Origin of the sequence: Nocardioides humilatus (genome assembly GCF_008373755.1) — a bacterium.
In the GTDB taxonomy this organism is placed as follows: domain Bacteria; phylum Actinomycetota; class Actinomycetes; order Propionibacteriales; family Nocardioidaceae; genus Nocardioides; species Nocardioides humilatus.
Genome location: NZ_VUJV01000003.1, coordinates 622,725 through 637,387 on the forward strand (window position 1 = coordinate 622,725; position 14,663 = coordinate 637,387).

Below are 14,663 nucleotides of genomic sequence, written 5' to 3' on the forward strand. Positions count from 1 at the left end.
AGGCGCCCCCAACGGGAGAGCGTGCGGTCCCGACTAGTCCCGAAGGACTAGCGCTAGCGGCCGGAGAAGGTCGGCCGGTCCCGGTCGAGGAACGCCCGTACGGCGCCCGCGTGGTCCTGCGTCCGACCGCACCGGGCCTGGGCGTCGCCCTCGGCGGCCAGGGTGTCGGCAAGGGGACGGTCGATACCGGAGGCGAGCAGCCGCTTCGACTCGGCGTAGGCGAGGGTGGGCCCGGCGGCCAGCCGGGTGGCGATCTTGGTCGCGGCCGCGAGCACCTCTTCAGCGGGGACGATCTCGCCGCTGATCCCCCAGCCGACGGCCTCCTCGGGGGTGAAGTTGCGACCGAGCAGCACGAGCTCGCGCGCCTTGGCCTCGCCCACCGCCCGCGGGAGCGTGCCGGCGAGGCCGGAGTCGCAGGTGAGGCCGATCGCCGAGAACGCCGTACCGAGCGTCGTGCCGGCCGCGAAGACCCGCAGGTCGCACGCGAGGGCGAAGCCCAGCCCGGCTCCCACGCACGTGCCGTTGACCGCCGCCACTACCGGCTTCGGCATCGTCGCCAGCGACGTGACGATCGGCGCGTAGTGCGCGGCAACCGTGTCGAAGGCGGTGGTCGCGTCCGCGTCGAGTGCGGCCGCGTGCTCGCCCAGGTCCTGGCCGACGCAGAAGGCCGGGCCCGAACCGGCGAGCACCACCGCGCGCACGCTCTCATCGCCCGCGACCTCGGCGAGGGCGGCGACCAGCGCCTCCTTCAGGTCGACGGTGAGCGCGTTGCGGCGGTCGGGCCGGTTGAGGGTCACGATCGCGACCGCGCCTGTGCTGTCGGCCAAGCGATCGATCAACACCGGTGCGTCGGTCATGGCTGACTCCCTGGGGGTCGTGGGAATGTGTGCGGGTGGACGGGCACAGATGGGGGGCACCGTTGGACGAGCAGGCTGCGCCGCGGCGCGGACGGCCAGGCTATGACCAGGCCACCGTGCTGCGCCGGGCGATCGAGCTCTTCAACCAGAAGGGCTACGACGGCACGAGCATCGGCGACCTGGCCAGCGAGCTCGGCCTGTCGAAGTCGGCGATCTACCACCACGTGCCGAGCAAGGAGCACCTCCTCCAGCAGGCCCTCGACGAGGCGCTCGGCGCCCTGACCGAGGCACTCGACCGGATCGAGGCCGCGAGCGGCCTGACCGCGACGGAGCGGTTGCGCACGGCGGTGCGGACGAGCGTCGTCGTGCTCGTCGAGCACCTTCCGGCCGTCACGCTGCTGCTGCGGGTGCACGGCAACAGCGCCGCGGAGCAGGACGCGTTGGCGCGACGCCGCGCGCTCGACGACCGACTGGCGGCGATGGTCCGCGCGGCCGCGGCCGACGGGGAGCTGCGCGACGACATCGCTCCCGACCTGCTGAGCCGGTTGCTCTTCGGCATGGTCAACTCGCTCGTCGAGTGGGTGCGCCCCGGACACGACGAGAGCGCCGAGCACCTCGCCGACGCGTTGGCGGCGCTGGCCTTCGAGGGCCTGTTGCGCTGATCCGTCACGCATCGAAGTCGACACCCACGCGATCGCTGACCGGCAGGCTCTGGCAGGTGAGCACGAAACCGCGCTCGACCTCGTCGGGCTCGAGCGCGTAGTTGCGCACCATCTCGACCTCGCCCTCGACCACGCGGGCGCGGCAGGTGCCGCAGACGCCGCCCTTGCAGGCGAACGGCAGGTCGCTGCGCACCTCCTGGACGGCGTCGAGGATGCGTCGGTCGCGAGGTACGGCGGTCGTGGTGAGCCGACCGTCGAGCATGACCGCCACCTCGCTCGTGATCCCCTCCACGACGCGGTCGGCGTGGTGGACGGGCGGCGGCGGTTCGTCGACGTAGAAGAGCTCGACGTGCACGCGGTCGGCCGGGATCCCGAGCTCGCCAAGCACGGCTCGGGCGTCGGCCAGCATCGCGAACGGCCCGCACAGCCAGACGTGGTCGACGTCGATCGGCACCAGTGTCGTCAGGATGCGACGCAGCCGCTCGGCGTCGAGCCGGCCCGTGAAGAGCTCGACGTCGCGCGGCTCCCGCGACAACACGTGGACCAGCTCGAAGCGCGCCGGGTGGACGTTCTTCAGGTCCGAGAGCTCGTCGGCGAACATCACCGTCGACGTGGTGCGGTTGCCGTAGAGCAGCGTCACCTGGCTGCTCGGCGTGGCCAGCACCGAGGTCGCGATCGACAGCATCGGGGTGATACCCGAACCGGCCGCGATGCAGAGGTGCCGCCCGCCCTCCTCCGGGTCTGCGTGGAAGCTTCCCGTCGGCGTCGCCACCTCGACCAGGTCGCCGGGTCGCAGGTCGTGCACGAGCCACCGCGAGAAGAGGCCGTCCGGCACCTCGCGCACGCCGATACGGAGCGGCGCGCCGGCCGGCGCGCAGATCGAGTAGTGCCGCCGGTGCTCGACCCCCTCGATCGTGCGGCGCAGCACCACCGCTTGGCCGGGCGCGAAGGCGTAGGCCTCGGCTAGCTCGGGAGGTACGACGAACGACACCGCCGCGGCATCGTCGGTCAGCCGCTCCACCGCTGCCACCGCGAGCGGGTGGAAGGTGGTGCGCGCCTCCGCGACCTGCGTTGCCCCGGCGCTCACTCAGATCTCCTTCACGTGCTCGAACGGCTCGCCGCACGACCGACAGCGGTAGAGCGCGGTGCAGGCCGTCGGACCGAACTCGGAGGTGAGCTCGACGTCACTGCTGGCGCAGCGGGTGCAGGTCAGCTGCCGGCGGACCGGCGTGACGGTGAGCGGCACCGGTCCGGTGCGCGCAGGCCCCGGGGGCGAGATGCCGGCCGCGGCGAGCGCACGCCGACCGCCCTCGGTGATCCAGTCGGTCGTCCACGCGGGATGCAGGGCGATGGCGACCCGCACGTCGTCGTACCCCTCCCGCCGGAGGCGGTGCACCAGGTCGTCGCGCATGGCGGCGGTCGCCGGGCAGCCGGAGTAGGTCGGGGTGATGGTCACGACCACCGCGTCGCCCTCGGTCTCGACCGAGCGCAGCACCCCGAGGTCGGCAAGGGTCAACATCGGCAGCTCCGGGTCGACGACCTCGGCCGCGACCTCCGCCGCGGCCCTCACCACCGGCCCCTCGGGTGAGCACGGGCGACGACCTGCATCTCGGCGAGCATCCGGCTGAGGTGCTCGGTGTGCGACGAGGTTGCGACCGGACCTACGTCTGGAGCCGCGACGCCTGCAGCGGCGAGCACCTCGGCGAGCACCGCCTCGGCCACGGCATCCTCCCCACGCTGGTGGCGGTAGCCCCAGACCTGGGCCAGTCCGGTGTGGAGCCGGCGGCGCGACTCCTCGGTGCCGCGGGCGAGCGTGACGAACCACTGGGCGGCGAAGTCGCGGTGATAGGCCAGCTCCTTGACCCCCTTCGCGGCGACCGCGCGCACCACGCCGTCAGGGTGGGCTGCGAGCCGCTCGAACAGCGCGAGCCGGTAGGTGGCCCACACCAACACCCGGCAGATCGTCTCGGCGAAGTCCCCGTTGGGCAGCTCGACCAGGTTGGTGTTGCGGAACTGGTGGTCGTCGCGGAAGAACGCCAGAGCGTCCTCCGGCGGCACGGGCGAGCCGTCCGGCAGCGGCGGCACCACGGAGGGGTCGGCCGTCGCCGCTCGGGTCAGCAGCAGCCGCGCCTGGCCGAGCAGGTCGAGCGCGATGTTGGAGAGCGCGATGTCCTCCTCCAGGTCCGGCGCGCGACCGCACCACTCCGAGAGGCGGTGGGCGAGGACGAGGGCGTCGTCGCCGAGCTCGAGGCAGTACGACGCCAGCTCGGTCGCGTCCACCCCCGCGGGGATGCTCGTGTCCATGCCCGCCAGCGGGTCGTCGTGGGCCGCCTCGCCGAAGGCCCAGTGGGCGTCATCGACGAGCAGGCCGGCGTAGGCGGAATCGTGGTCGTCGTTCATCACATGTGGGGGACGTTGTCGGGGATGTCGTAGAAGGTCGGGTGGCGGTAGACCTTGTCGCCGCTCGGCGCGAAGAGCGGGTCCTTCTCCCCCGGGCTCGACGCGGTGATCGTGTCGGAGCGCACGACCCAGATGCTCACGCCCTCGCTGCGGCGCGTGTAGACGTCGCGCGCGTGACGCAGCGCCATCGCGTCGTCGGGCGCGTGGAGCGAGCCCACGTGCACGTGGTTGAGGCCGCGCTTGCTGCGCACGAAGACCTCGTAGAGCGGCCAGTCACTGTTGGTCATCGCGGGCTCCTCGCATACGCCGTCGCTGCTTCCCTGACCCAGGCACCGTCGTCGTGGGCCTTCTTCCGGTGGGCGATCCGCTGCGCGTTGCACGGTCCGCCGCCCTTCACGATCCGCCAGAACTCGTCCCAGTCCAGGTCGTTGCCCGGCAGCGTCACGCCGAGCGCCGCGGCCTGCGGAGCCGACATCTCGATGAACCGCGCGCGGAGCTCGTCGTTGGTGTGGCGCTTGATGCCCCAGTCCATCGACTGCTGGGTGTTGGGCGAGTCGGCATCAGGCGGGCCGAACATCATCAGCGCCGGCTTCCAGAACCGATCGACCGACTCCTGCACCATCGCCCGCTGCTCGTCGGTGCCGCGCATCATCGTCGCCAAGAGCTCATAGCCCTGGCGCTGGTGGAAGGACTCCTCCTTGCAGATCCGGATCATCGCGCGGCCGTAGGGGCCGTAGGAGGTGCGGCACAACGGCACCTGGTTGCAGATCGCGGCGCCGTCGACGAGCCAGCCGATGGTGCCGACGTCGGCATAGCTCAGCGTCGGGTAGTTGAAGATCGAGGAGTACTTCTGCGCACCGCTGATCAGTTGCTCCATCAGGTCGCGCCGGGAGACGCCGAGGGTCTCGCACGCCGAGTAGAGGTAGAGCCCGTGGCCGGCCTCGTCCTGGACCTTCGCGAGCAGGATCGCCTTGCGTCGCAGGGACGGAGCGCGGGTGATCCAGTTGCCCTCCGGCTGCATGCCGATGATCTCGGAGTGCGCGTGCTGGGCGATCTGACGTACGAGCGTCTTCCGGTAGCCCTCAGGCATCCAGTCGCGTGGCTCGATCCGGTCGCCGGCGGCAATGGTGGCGTCGAAGCCCGCCGCAAGATCTTCGTCCGCTGCCGCCGTCACCAGGGATCCTTCCCGCATTACTGACCTATCGGTCGGTAATGATTGTGCAACGCCCCGGGACGGTGTGCAAGTCCCGGGGCGCTGCCTCGACAGCCCGCGTCAGGAGGCCAACCGGAAGAAGTTGATCGCGTAGTCGTTGGCGGCCATGGCGCTGGCGCTCTGGATGAGGAGCAGCACCCGGTCGATCCGGGTCCAGTCCACCGGCGGGTGCGCCGGGTCATTGGTCACGAAGCAGTCGAACGGGAACTCGAGACGGAAGCCGTTGGTCTGCCCAGCCTCGGTGTTGACTCCGCACTGGTAGACCGTCGGGCTGCTGGCGGACTTCACCTCGACATTGATGTTGAGGGGCAGGTCGTTGGCCACGAAGTTGACCTCGAACCGCTTGAAGCAGGAGAGGTCGGCCCGCAGTACCTCCGGGTGTGCCTCCGACCTCAGACCGTAGAAGACGGCCAACGCGGTCGGCCCCTTGTAGCCGGACGAGACGGCGAGCAGGGACTTGTCGCCGGGCGCGACCACCGCCGTCGACGGGAACCCGAAGGGATTGCCGGCGACCTGGAACCTGGTCGTACGCCGACCGCCCAGCATCGCGCCCGACTCGGTGTTGGTGACCGAGCCCGTCGTCAGGTCGGGCGAGCGATAGGCGCCGGTCATGAAGTTGTCGATCATCGCCGGCACACAGCCCTTTGCGGCAGCAGGCAGGCCTGTCGCGCGAGCCGGTCGCGCGGATGCGGTCAGGTCTGCGGGAGCGGCAAGCGCGGCGGTGACCAGGCTGATCGCGGCGAGCTTCTTCATCGTGTTCATCGGGGTCCTCCAGGGAGTGGGAAGTGCTGATGAACCCGACGGTCGACGTAAGAGGTGCTGACGGCGTCAGCAATTCGCCCGATCTTGCGGCAGGGTCAGAGCAGGCCGATGCGACGTGCGACCGCGACCGCCTCAGTGCGGTTCTCCGCCCCGAGCTTGGCCAGGATCCGTGAGACATGGACGCTCGCAGTCTTCGGCGACATGTAGAGCATGCTCGCGATCTGCTCGTTAGTGCGCCCCTCGGCCAGCACCTCCAGGACCTCCAGTTCGCGCGCGGTCAACGCGCCCGGCTTGCCCGGCGTCTCCACCGTCCTGCTCGCGAGGCGATAGCGCTTGAGGAACGCCTCGGCATCGTCCCGGAGCGGTCCGGCGCCGAGCTCGCGGGCCGCCGCGAGCGCCTCCTCGGCGTGCCTCCGAGCAGCCTCACGATCGTCGGCGACCTCGGCTTCGGCAAGGCCCAGGCGGGCGACCGCTCCGTCGTAGGGATGGCCCACCTGGTCCCATGCGCGGACCGCAGCCTCGAAGTGGAACCGAGACGGTTCACCCCGGAAACGAGCGAGCTGTGCGTTCACCTCCGCGTCCCAGGCGGTCCCGAGGTCACCGAAACGATAGAGCTTCTTCAGAACCGTCGAGATCGCTGCGACGTGCTCAACGGCTGCTCGGTCCGCCACGCCCCCGCGCCTCGCCACGGCGTCTACCTCGATCCGCAGGGCCGCGAGCGACGGGCTCCACAGCTCGTCGGAGGCCTCGGCAACAGCGTCGCGCCAGGTAGGAGCGAGCAACTCGCGAAATCGGAGAAAGTCGCCCTCAGCCGCCGCGTGCCATGCGACGGTCTCGGCGATCCAACGCGGAGACGCCCCGGACGGCACTGGTGGCTGGTCGATAGCGGCCAGCCACCCCTCCGGATCGGTCAGACGTCCGGCTCTGAGCAGCTCGAGCTCAGCCAGCCGCACCTCCGAGGAACGCGGGCCTGTGCCCCAGTACGGTCGCGCACGCCGGATGAGGGCTTCGGCTCGTGTCCACTGGCCCGTGTTGATCCAGCACGACGCTGCGTTCTCGACGATGTGCTCGAAGTTCACCCCCGCGGCGACGGGATCGGGCACCCGCCCGATCGCACGCGCGATCGCCGACTCAGCCTCTGCGTAGCGACCCGCGGAGATCAAGGTCCAGATGAGGTTGCCGTCGACGGCCCACTGCTCGGTCGTGCTGACATCGCGGGCCGATTCGATAGCGGCTTCGATGTGCTCGACCGCCCTGTCGGCCTCTCCGTTGCTGAAGAACCGCCACGCCTGACGTCCGGCATTGATGAGAGCCGAACGGTCGTCACCACGGGCGTGTGAGAGGTCGCGCATCTCCTGCAGAACCTCGCTGCCCCACGAATCATCAGCAGGGGTGAAGTGCGCCAACACCGACAGGGAGTCGATGGCGAGCGGATCGGGAAGCGCCTCTCGAAAGGTCCGCGCCAGTTCACTGTGTCGCTGCGGGGTGCCGGCCAGGGCATCGAAGGTCTTCGCCCGCACGGCGGTGTGTCGCCTCATCGCGACGGCGTGCCTCTCCAGCTCGTCACCCGCCGACCGCTCCAGCCGGTCGAGAAGCTCGATGGCCCGCGCCCCTTCCAGGGACGTAGCGAGTCGGAGCACCCAGGCCACGGCGAGGTGGCGAGTGCAACCGGCCGCCTCCAGCGCCACCCCCGCCTGCGGCCAGAGCTCAACGACCCGCTCCCAGTACCCGAGCTCCTGCACGCCGCCTCCGGTCCACCGTGCCGACTCGGTTGCAGCAAAGGCTGCGAGTGCCTCCTGTTCCGGCTCGCCGGCACTGCGCCAGTGGTTTGCCACGGCCATCAGAGCCGCATCACCCGGGATGATGCCGGGCCCGGCGCCGAGGGCCTCCGCCCAGCGCCGGTGCCACCCGCGGCGCGCGGCCGGCGGGATGGCACGGTCGGCAGCGTCGCGCAGGAGCGCGTGCCGGAATCGGACACCCTCCCGTCCTGGTGTCTCCTCGAGGATGCCCGCCCTGACAGCACCGAGCAGCGCCTCGTCCAGCTCCTCCGGAGCGAGTTCGACCACCGCCTCGAGAAGCGGCCAGACGAGCTGACCGTCGCCGACTGCGGCCGCCTCGACGAGCCGACGCGCACCGCTCGACAGCGCACCGAGGCGCGCCTCTGCCACGGCGGCCACGTTGGTCAGGCCGGGCCGGCCGCGCGCCGCGGCGAGCTCCTCGACGACGAACGGCACACCGTCCCCCACGTCGAGGATCAGCCGTACGGCATCTGGCGGCAGCAGGTCATCCACGAGGTCGGCAAGCTGACGCCGTACGTCGTCGGCTCCGAGCCGCTCCAGCGTCACCGTCTCGGCGGCAGGCAGCCGGGTCAGTCCATCGAGGTACGCCGCGAACCCCGACCCGGGACGTTGATCGGCCAGCCCGCCGGTGCGCACGGTTGCGATCACCAACAGCTGCCCCGACTCGCGGCGGCCGAGCACGCTGACCAGGTCACGGGAGGCTTCGTCGGACCACTGGAGATCTTCGACGACCCAACACACAAGACCGGCTCCGGCGAGCCGGTTGAAGAGGGAAACGGCGCCCGCCAGGACCCGCGCCGGGTCCGTCGCCGCAGGGACGGCTCCCGGAAGCAACGGCCCGAGCAAAGCCCGCTCGTCGGCCGTGAGCGCCTCGACGCCGCGCTGCCGCACGAGGTCCGCCAGCGTGTCTGCCACCACCCCGAACGGCAGCTCACCGGTCGCGAGGTCGACGCCATGACCTGTCAGCACGAGCGCGTCACTGAGGCGCTCCGCGAACTCCTGCGTCAGCCGAGTCTTGCCGATGCCGGCCTCGCCCATGACCAGCGCGAGCCGCGGCTCACCGGTGCGGACAGCCTCGGCTAGGTCAAGCAGGGTCGCGAGGTCGCGGTCGCGCCCGACCATCTGCCGGCTGCGCACTCGAGCCATGGGGGGATCGTCCCAGGCCAGGCCGAGTCCCGCACGCAGTTCGGCGCCGCCCTGTTCGAGGACGACGCCGACGCTCATCCCTGCTCGGCCTCGGCCACGACGTCGAGCTCGATCTCGGCGGCTTGAGGCTCCACGAGCGGCGCGTCCGGCAGCTCCCACAGCGCAGCACCGCAAGTCAGAGCGAGTTGGAAGCGGTTCGAGCTCCAGACGTTCATCGGATCCTCCAGAAAGTGAGGGAATGGTTGATGACCTGGAGGCTCGGCGTAAGACAAGCGGGTGGAGTCAGGAATTCGCCTCAACTTCTGTAGGAACCAGCCATGCGCCGACCGACCCGAGCGCCTAGCGTGACGAACGGGGACGGAGCGAAAGAGAGAAGGAAGCGCATGGAACGGATCGGTGTGGTCGGTGGCGGCCTGATGGGATCGGGCATCGCGGAGGTGTGTGCCCGCGCAGGGCGCGACGTGATCGTGGCGGAGGCCAATGAGCCCGCCGCCGAGGCGGCGCGCACCCGGATCGAGAAGTCGCTGCGACGCGCGGCCGAGCGGGGCAAGCTCGACAACCCCGACGCCGTACTCGCTCGGGTGCGGTTCGTGACCGACCTCGAGGCGCTCGCCGACCGCGACCTGGTGATCGAGGCGATCATCGAGGCCGAAGAGGCCAAGGTCGAGCTGTTCGCCAAGCTCGACAAGATCGTCAACGCCGACACGATCCTGGCGTCCAACACCTCCTCGATCCCGATCATGAAGCTCGCCGTCGCGACGTCGCGGCCGCAGCAGGTGCTCGGCATCCACTTCTTCAACCCGGTGCCGGTGCTCAAGCTCGTCGAGCTGGTCCCGAGCCTGATGACCTCTGAAGAGACGACCGCCCGGTCGCGCGCCTTCGTCGAGGAGGGGCTCAACAAGCAGGCGATCCTCTGCCAGGACCGGGCGGGCTTCGTCGTCAACGCACTGCTGATCCCGTTCATCCTCTCCGCGATCCGGATGATGGAGTCGGGTTTTGCCACCGCGGAGGACATCGACCACGGCCTCGTCCTCGGCGCCGCCCACCCGCAGGGGCCGCTCGCCCTCGCCGACCTGATCGGCCTCGACACGACCAAGGCCGTCGCGGAGTCGCTCTACGAGGAGTTCAAGGAGCCGCTCTACGCTCCCCCGCCGCTGCTGCAGCGGATGGTGTCGGCCGGACTGCTCGGCCGGAAGACCGGGCGCGGCTTCTACACCTACTCGTAGGCCTCAGGCCGACGGGCGCTCGACCGTCTCCGCGAGGCGCTGCGGCGCCTGGATGCAGTAGGAGTCGGTGAGTAGCTCGGCCAGCTCGTCCCAGTCGGTGTCGTCGTCGACGAGCATCCCGACGACGTTGCCACCCCACTCGCCCTTGAAGTAGGGCGCCCCGAGGTGCTGGAACGCCATCACCTCGTCGGGCTCGGCCCGGAACGTGATGCGGAAGAGCTGGTCCTCCCCGCCGAAGATGTGCGCCACGGTGGCCTGCCCGACCCGCCACCGCACCCCCGTCCACGCCGTCTCCTCGTGGCACTCGGGAAACACGTCGAGCACCTCCCGCAGACGCTCGACCCACGCAAGGGGCACATCGGGACGCTCAGGCACGGCCCGAAATCTGCCACACCCCACCGACATCCCGCGAAGTCAGGTCTTGAGCTCGCCCACGCTCTGGCGCTCGGTGCGGAAGTAGCTGTCGAGGAGGTCTTGGCTCACCCGGTCACCCCACGCCTCGAGGCGGTCGCGACCCCACGCGCTGCGGGCGAGGACGCGGTAGCGGAAGGTGTTGAGGCCGAAGAGGTAGGCGTGCGCCCACGGGGGTCGCATCGGTAGACCGAGCTCGCGCATGCTGGTCGGGCCGAGGAAGGTCGTGAGCATGCTCAGCAGCCGCTCGGTCTCGTAGCGGGCGCGCAGCCACTGCAGCCGCTGCGGCCAGCCGCGGTAGTGGCGCTCGCGCTGGGCGTGCACGATCGCCTGCGCGAGCTGCGGGCCGGCCTCGGAGATGTCGGCCTGCGCGAGCAGCACGTGGTAGGCCTGTCGGTGCCGCTCCCACTCGCTGTCGACGAGGAAGTCGGCGTCGACGCCCATCAGCCAGCCGACGTACTTCCACAGGTGCATGAGGGCCCGCGACTCCTTGCGCGTGACCCTGACGCCGAGGCCGCGGCAACCGACGATGAGTACGCCGTCGAAGAGCATCAGCGTCGAGGCCTGATCGGCCTGGTTGATCGGCAGTCCCCAGCGCGCCGAGTCCCAGGTCGGCTCGAAGGTCGCGTTGACCAACGCGTGCATCGCTCGCACGTGGACGGTCAGCCGCCAGGCCTCGCTGCCCGGACCGCCGTCCACCGGCGGGCGCAGGGCTCCGTCGCGGAACAGCTCGACGACCCACTTCTGGGTCTCCCCGAGACGACGGCGGGTGCTGTCGCCGACCAGGCCGCCGGTCGCCACCAACAGGTCGGCCGGGCCGCCGAAGCGGTAGCCGCCGATGAGGGCCAGCTGGGTGAGGACGTCGGCGGCGTTCTGGCCGAACCGCCGCGCCACCGCGGCGCCCTGGTCGACCAACGCGAAGTCGACCCAGTCGGGGGTGTCGCCGACCTCGGCGAAGAAGGAGGTGAGCGCCTGCGGCGCATCGGGTACGGCGGCGATCCCCTCGGCGAGCGCGGTCCGGAACTGCTGCATGGTGACCCGCCCCGGCTGCCCCGCTCGCATCCGGATCGCGTCAGCGAGCAGCGCGCCGGGCTCGTCGCGCTCACCGAACGCGCGACCGACGCGATCCATCAGCTCCTCGTCGACGTCGCGCACCCGCCCCATCAGGCGGAGCGGGCGACCCAGGCGCACGCCGCGCGCCTCGGCCTCGCGGTAGCGCTGCGGATAGGCCCCGATCGGGCCCGTCGACGCGGGGTCGATCTGCTGTGCGGTCATGCTCGATCTTAACGCGAGCCAGGGCTCGCATACCATTCGCATCATGAGGAAACAGCCGCGCCAGGAACGCTCCCGACAGATGGTCGAGCGCATCGTCGAAGCGGGCCGCCAGGTGCTGGTCGAGGACGGCTACGACACCTTCTCGACCAACCGGGTCGCTGCCGCGGCGGACGTGAGCCCGGGCTCGCTCTACCAGTACTTCCCCGACAAGGCCTCGATCGTCGCGGTCGTCGTCGACCGCTACGTCGACGAGACCTCCGAGCTCGTCGCCGCCGCCCTCAGCGACCGCATCACCGAGCTCGGACCCGCGATGGTGCGCGACACCGCCGACGCGCTGCTGGCGGCGCTCGAGCGCGACCCCGCGCTGCTCCGCGTGGTCTACGAGGAGCTGCCCCTCGGCCGCACCCACGCGCGGCTGACCCAGGTCGAGCGCCAGGTGCGCCACCTCGCGGCCGCCTATCTCGGGGCGCGCCCCGAGATCAACCACCGGCCTGACGCAGCCGCCGCCGCGTGGATCATGGTGCTGGCGATCGAGAACCTCGCTGTGCGCTGGGTGCTCGACCGGCCCGACCTCACCCGCGACCAGCTCCTCGACGAGATGGTCGCGCTGATCGCCGGCTACTTGCTGTCGTGACCCTCGGTCTCGGCAGCCTCTGAAGCCGCCACCTCGGAGGCAGCAGCCTCGGGCTCGCCGTAGACGCCCTCCTCAGCGGCCTGGTGCACCTTCTTGAGGTGCTTGGTGAGGCTCCAGCCGAGCAGCGCGACCGCGATCAGCAGCGCGATGAAGACGACGAATCCGATGGGACCCGCCACGACGTCGTTGTCGTCGGGCGCGGCCAGGATCCAAGCGGCAGTCATGGGACCAGTGTCCCACTCACCCCTCGACGCCCGCGAAGAGGTCGTCCTCAGGGAGCTCGGTCGGCACGTGGCTGGTGACCAGCTCGTAGTCCTCGGTCGGCCACACACTCACCTGGAGCTCGCGCGGGATCGCGAACCAGAAGCCGTCGGGGTCGATCTGGGTCGCGTGGGCAAGCAGCGCCTGGTCGCGTACGCCGAAGTAGTCGCCGCACGGGACCTTCGTGGTCACCCGCTTCTCCCACTCGGGGTCGCGCGACCAGTTCTCGAGGCGCTCGGTCCACGGGGACTCGAGGTCGTGCTCGAGCATCGCGTCGTGCAGCGCCTTGATCCGGCCGTAGCTGAAGGTGTGGTGGTAGTAGAGCTTGCTGACCTGCCAGGCCTCACCCAGCTCAGGGGCGTAGGTCGGATCCGCGGCCTTCTCGAACGCATAGACCGAGATCTCGTGGCACTTGATGTGGTCGGGGTGCGGGTAGCCGCCGTTCTCGTCGTAGGTCGTCATCACCTGCGGCTTGAAGCTGCGCACCAGCCGGATCAGCGGCGCGGCCGCCTCGTCGATCGGCACCAGCCCGAAGCAGCCCTCGGGCAGCGGCGGCTTGGGGTCGCCCTCGGGCCAGCCGGAGTCGATGAAGCCGAGCCAGTCCTGGGTGACGCCCAGGATGTCGCGCGCCCGCTCCATCTCCTGACGGCGGATCTCGTGGATGTTCTCGAGGATCCCGGGCCGGTCCATCTTGGGGTTGAGGATCGAGCCGCGCTCGCCTCCGGTGCAGGTCACGACGTGGACGTCGACACCCTCCGCGACGTAGCGGGCCGTCGACGCGGCTCCCTTGCTCGACTCGTCGTCAGGGTGAGCGTGGACGTGCATCAGACGCAGGCCGCTTCGAGGTGCCACAGGCATGCCCGAGATCGTAGGACTGAGGGCCATGGGAGCATGAACCGGTGAGCGCTCCGCACCATTCCCCAGCCGGTTCCCCGGCCGGTTCCATGGCCGAGCGGTACGGCGCTCCCCCGGTCTGGCGGAAGTACTTCCTGCTCGGCGTCGTGGTCGTCGTGGTGGGCAGCCTGGCCGTCCTGTGGACCTGGATCACCCTCGCCCAGTCCGACCCGACGGTGTCCTCGGAGCTCATCACCTCCGAGATCGTCGACGACCACGAGGCGACCGCCGTGATCCGGGTGAAGTGGGGCGACGACCCGGTCGAGGCGCACTGCACGGTGCGGGCGATCGCGCACGACAAGACCGTCGTCGGCGAGGAGACCTTCGAGCCCTCCCAGGACGGCTCCGGTGACAGCATCGACACCACCGTGACGATCCGGACCGAGCGCCGGGCGACCGCCGTGGAAAGCGTCGGCTGCACCGCCGAGGGCCAACTGCGTCCGCGCTAGTCACCTGCAGGAAATCCGCCGAAACCGGCCCGAGTGGGTAAACTCGTAGGCCTGTCCGGCCTCGCGCCGGCGCCCGACCGGACGAGCCGGGGCGCCAGAGCGGGCGAGACGATCCGGACCACGGCAGCACGACCATCAGAAGTTCCGCATATCCGTTTATCCAGGAGTACCCGATGACGCAGACCGACCAGACGATCTGGCTGACCCAGGATGCCTACGACAAGCTCCAGGCAGAGCTCGAGGACCTCAAGGGGCCCCAGCGCGCGGACATCGTCGCCAAGATCAGTGCGGCGCGGGACGAGGGCGACCTCAAGGAGAACGGCGGCTACCACGCGGCCAAGGACGAGCAGGGTCGCATCGAGCTCCGGATCCGTCAGCTCGAGGACATGCTGCGCAAGGCCGAGGTCGGCGAGACCCCTCCCGACGACGGCGTGGTCGAGCCCGGCATGGTCGTCACCTTCAAGTTCGAGGGCGATGACGACGACGAGGCGGTGACCTTCCTGCTGCTCGGCGCGCGTGACGTCGAGCCGGACGGCCTCAAGGTCTACACCCCGCAGTCGCCCCTCGGCGCGGCGATCAACGGTCACTCGAAGGGCGAGACGGTGACCTACGAGGTCAACGGCAAGCCGCAGACGGTCGTCATCCTCGACGCCAAGCCCTACGTCGGCTGAGCA

Annotated in this window: 18 protein-coding genes; 5 read left to right on the top strand and 13 right to left on the bottom strand. The window is 70.3% G+C overall.

Going from position 1 to position 14,663, the window contains the following annotated elements:
* Positions 1-53: 53 nt before the first annotated feature.
* A complete protein-coding gene (locus tag F0U44_RS10810; RefSeq protein ID WP_149728292.1) occupies positions 54-857 on the bottom strand; it encodes an enoyl-CoA hydratase/isomerase family protein in 804 nt (267 codons plus the stop codon).
* A 62-nt stretch (positions 858-919) separates the two neighbouring features.
* On the opposite strand from F0U44_RS10810, the gene F0U44_RS10815 reads away from it, so the two are divergent.
* Positions 920-1,519, top strand: a complete 600-nt coding sequence (locus tag F0U44_RS10815) for a TetR/AcrR family transcriptional regulator (RefSeq protein WP_149728293.1) — start codon at positions 920-922, stop codon at positions 1,517-1,519.
* Between the two features lie 4 nt (positions 1,520-1,523).
* On the opposite strand, the gene paaE is transcribed toward F0U44_RS10815, so the two are convergent.
* The 8 genes from paaE to F0U44_RS23005 all read right to left on the bottom strand — a co-directional run bounded on the left by paaE (position 1,524) and on the right by F0U44_RS23005 (position 9,054).
* Positions 1,524-2,606, bottom strand: a complete 1,083-nt coding sequence (paaE, locus tag F0U44_RS10820) for a 1,2-phenylacetyl-CoA epoxidase subunit PaaE (protein ID WP_149728294.1) — start codon at positions 2,604-2,606, stop codon at positions 1,524-1,526.
* On the bottom strand, positions 2,607-3,089 hold the full coding sequence (gene paaD, locus F0U44_RS10825) for a 1,2-phenylacetyl-CoA epoxidase subunit PaaD (protein ID WP_149728295.1): 483 nt from the start codon (positions 3,087-3,089) through the stop codon (positions 2,607-2,609). It lies immediately after the preceding gene.
* The gene (paaC, locus tag F0U44_RS10830; protein ID WP_149728296.1) at positions 3,086-3,919 is read right to left on the bottom strand and encodes a 1,2-phenylacetyl-CoA epoxidase subunit PaaC; all 834 of its coding nucleotides are present in this window, start codon (positions 3,917-3,919) and stop codon (positions 3,086-3,088) included. The genes paaD and paaC overlap by 4 nt, the downstream gene beginning before the upstream one ends.
* Entirely contained in the window at positions 3,919-4,206 is a 288-nt protein-coding gene (paaB, locus tag F0U44_RS10835; RefSeq protein ID WP_149728297.1) for a 1,2-phenylacetyl-CoA epoxidase subunit PaaB, read from the bottom strand. The genes paaC and paaB overlap by 1 nt, the downstream gene beginning before the upstream one ends.
* Positions 4,203-5,093 carry a 1,2-phenylacetyl-CoA epoxidase subunit PaaA gene (gene paaA, locus F0U44_RS10840; protein ID WP_246160417.1) on the bottom strand — a complete coding sequence of 297 codons (891 nt, stop codon included), beginning with the start codon at positions 5,091-5,093 and terminating at the stop codon, positions 4,203-4,205. Before paaA ends, paaB begins: the two co-directional genes overlap by 4 nt.
* A gap of 99 nt (positions 5,094-5,192) precedes the next feature.
* Positions 5,193-5,894 (bottom strand): hypothetical protein, encoded by a 702-nt coding sequence (locus F0U44_RS10845; RefSeq protein ID WP_149728299.1) that lies wholly within the window; start codon positions 5,892-5,894, stop codon positions 5,193-5,195.
* Between the two features lie 95 nt (positions 5,895-5,989).
* On the bottom strand, positions 5,990-8,917 hold the full coding sequence (locus F0U44_RS10850; RefSeq protein ID WP_149728300.1) for a helix-turn-helix transcriptional regulator: 2,928 nt from the start codon (positions 8,915-8,917) through the stop codon (positions 5,990-5,992).
* Positions 8,914-9,054, bottom strand: a complete 141-nt coding sequence (locus F0U44_RS23005; RefSeq protein ID WP_188113429.1) for a hypothetical protein — start codon at positions 9,052-9,054, stop codon at positions 8,914-8,916. Before F0U44_RS23005 ends, F0U44_RS10850 begins: the two co-directional genes overlap by 4 nt.
* Before the next feature lie 168 nt (positions 9,055-9,222).
* Between F0U44_RS23005 and F0U44_RS10855 the strand changes: the two genes are divergently transcribed.
* Positions 9,223-10,065, top strand: a complete 843-nt coding sequence (locus F0U44_RS10855; protein ID WP_149728301.1) for a 3-hydroxybutyryl-CoA dehydrogenase — start codon at positions 9,223-9,225, stop codon at positions 10,063-10,065.
* Between the two features lie 3 nt (positions 10,066-10,068).
* Here the strand turns inward: F0U44_RS10855 and F0U44_RS10860 are convergent, their stop codons facing one another.
* Together F0U44_RS10860 and F0U44_RS10865 are read right to left on the bottom strand one after the other, a co-directional pair.
* A complete protein-coding gene (locus F0U44_RS10860; protein ID WP_149728302.1) occupies positions 10,069-10,440 on the bottom strand; it encodes an MmcQ/YjbR family DNA-binding protein in 372 nt (123 codons plus the stop codon).
* Between the two features lie 39 nt (positions 10,441-10,479).
* Complete coding sequence (locus tag F0U44_RS10865) at positions 10,480-11,751, bottom strand: oxygenase MpaB family protein (RefSeq protein WP_149728303.1); 1,272 nt, start codon at positions 11,749-11,751, stop codon at positions 10,480-10,482.
* Between the two features lie 43 nt (positions 11,752-11,794).
* Here F0U44_RS10865 and F0U44_RS10870 point away from each other — a divergent pair, with 43 nt between their 5' ends.
* The gene (locus F0U44_RS10870; protein WP_223163645.1) at positions 11,795-12,385 is read left to right on the top strand and encodes a TetR/AcrR family transcriptional regulator; all 591 of its coding nucleotides are present in this window, start codon (positions 11,795-11,797) and stop codon (positions 12,383-12,385) included.
* Here F0U44_RS10870 and F0U44_RS10875 read toward each other — a convergent pair.
* Both F0U44_RS10875 and mca read right to left on the bottom strand, forming a co-directional pair.
* The gene (locus F0U44_RS10875) at positions 12,370-12,609 is read right to left on the bottom strand and encodes a hypothetical protein (protein WP_149728304.1); all 240 of its coding nucleotides are present in this window, start codon (positions 12,607-12,609) and stop codon (positions 12,370-12,372) included. The two genes, F0U44_RS10870 and F0U44_RS10875, sit on opposite strands and share 16 nt — an antisense overlap.
* Before the next feature lie 16 nt (positions 12,610-12,625).
* A complete protein-coding gene (gene mca, locus F0U44_RS10880) occupies positions 12,626-13,504 on the bottom strand; it encodes a mycothiol conjugate amidase Mca (RefSeq protein ID WP_188113430.1) in 879 nt (292 codons plus the stop codon).
* 41 nt (positions 13,505-13,545) lie between these two features.
* Here mca and F0U44_RS10885 point away from each other — a divergent pair, with 41 nt between their 5' ends.
* Positions 13,546-13,989: a DUF4307 domain-containing protein gene (locus tag F0U44_RS10885; RefSeq protein WP_149728306.1), complete on the top strand. Its 444-nt coding sequence runs from the start codon at positions 13,546-13,548 to the stop codon at positions 13,987-13,989.
* Positions 13,990-14,162: 173 nt separating this feature from the next.
* On the top strand, positions 14,163-14,660 hold the full coding sequence (greA, locus tag F0U44_RS10890) for a transcription elongation factor GreA (protein ID WP_149728307.1): 498 nt from the start codon (positions 14,163-14,165) through the stop codon (positions 14,658-14,660).
* Positions 14,661-14,663: the final 3 nt, after the last annotated feature.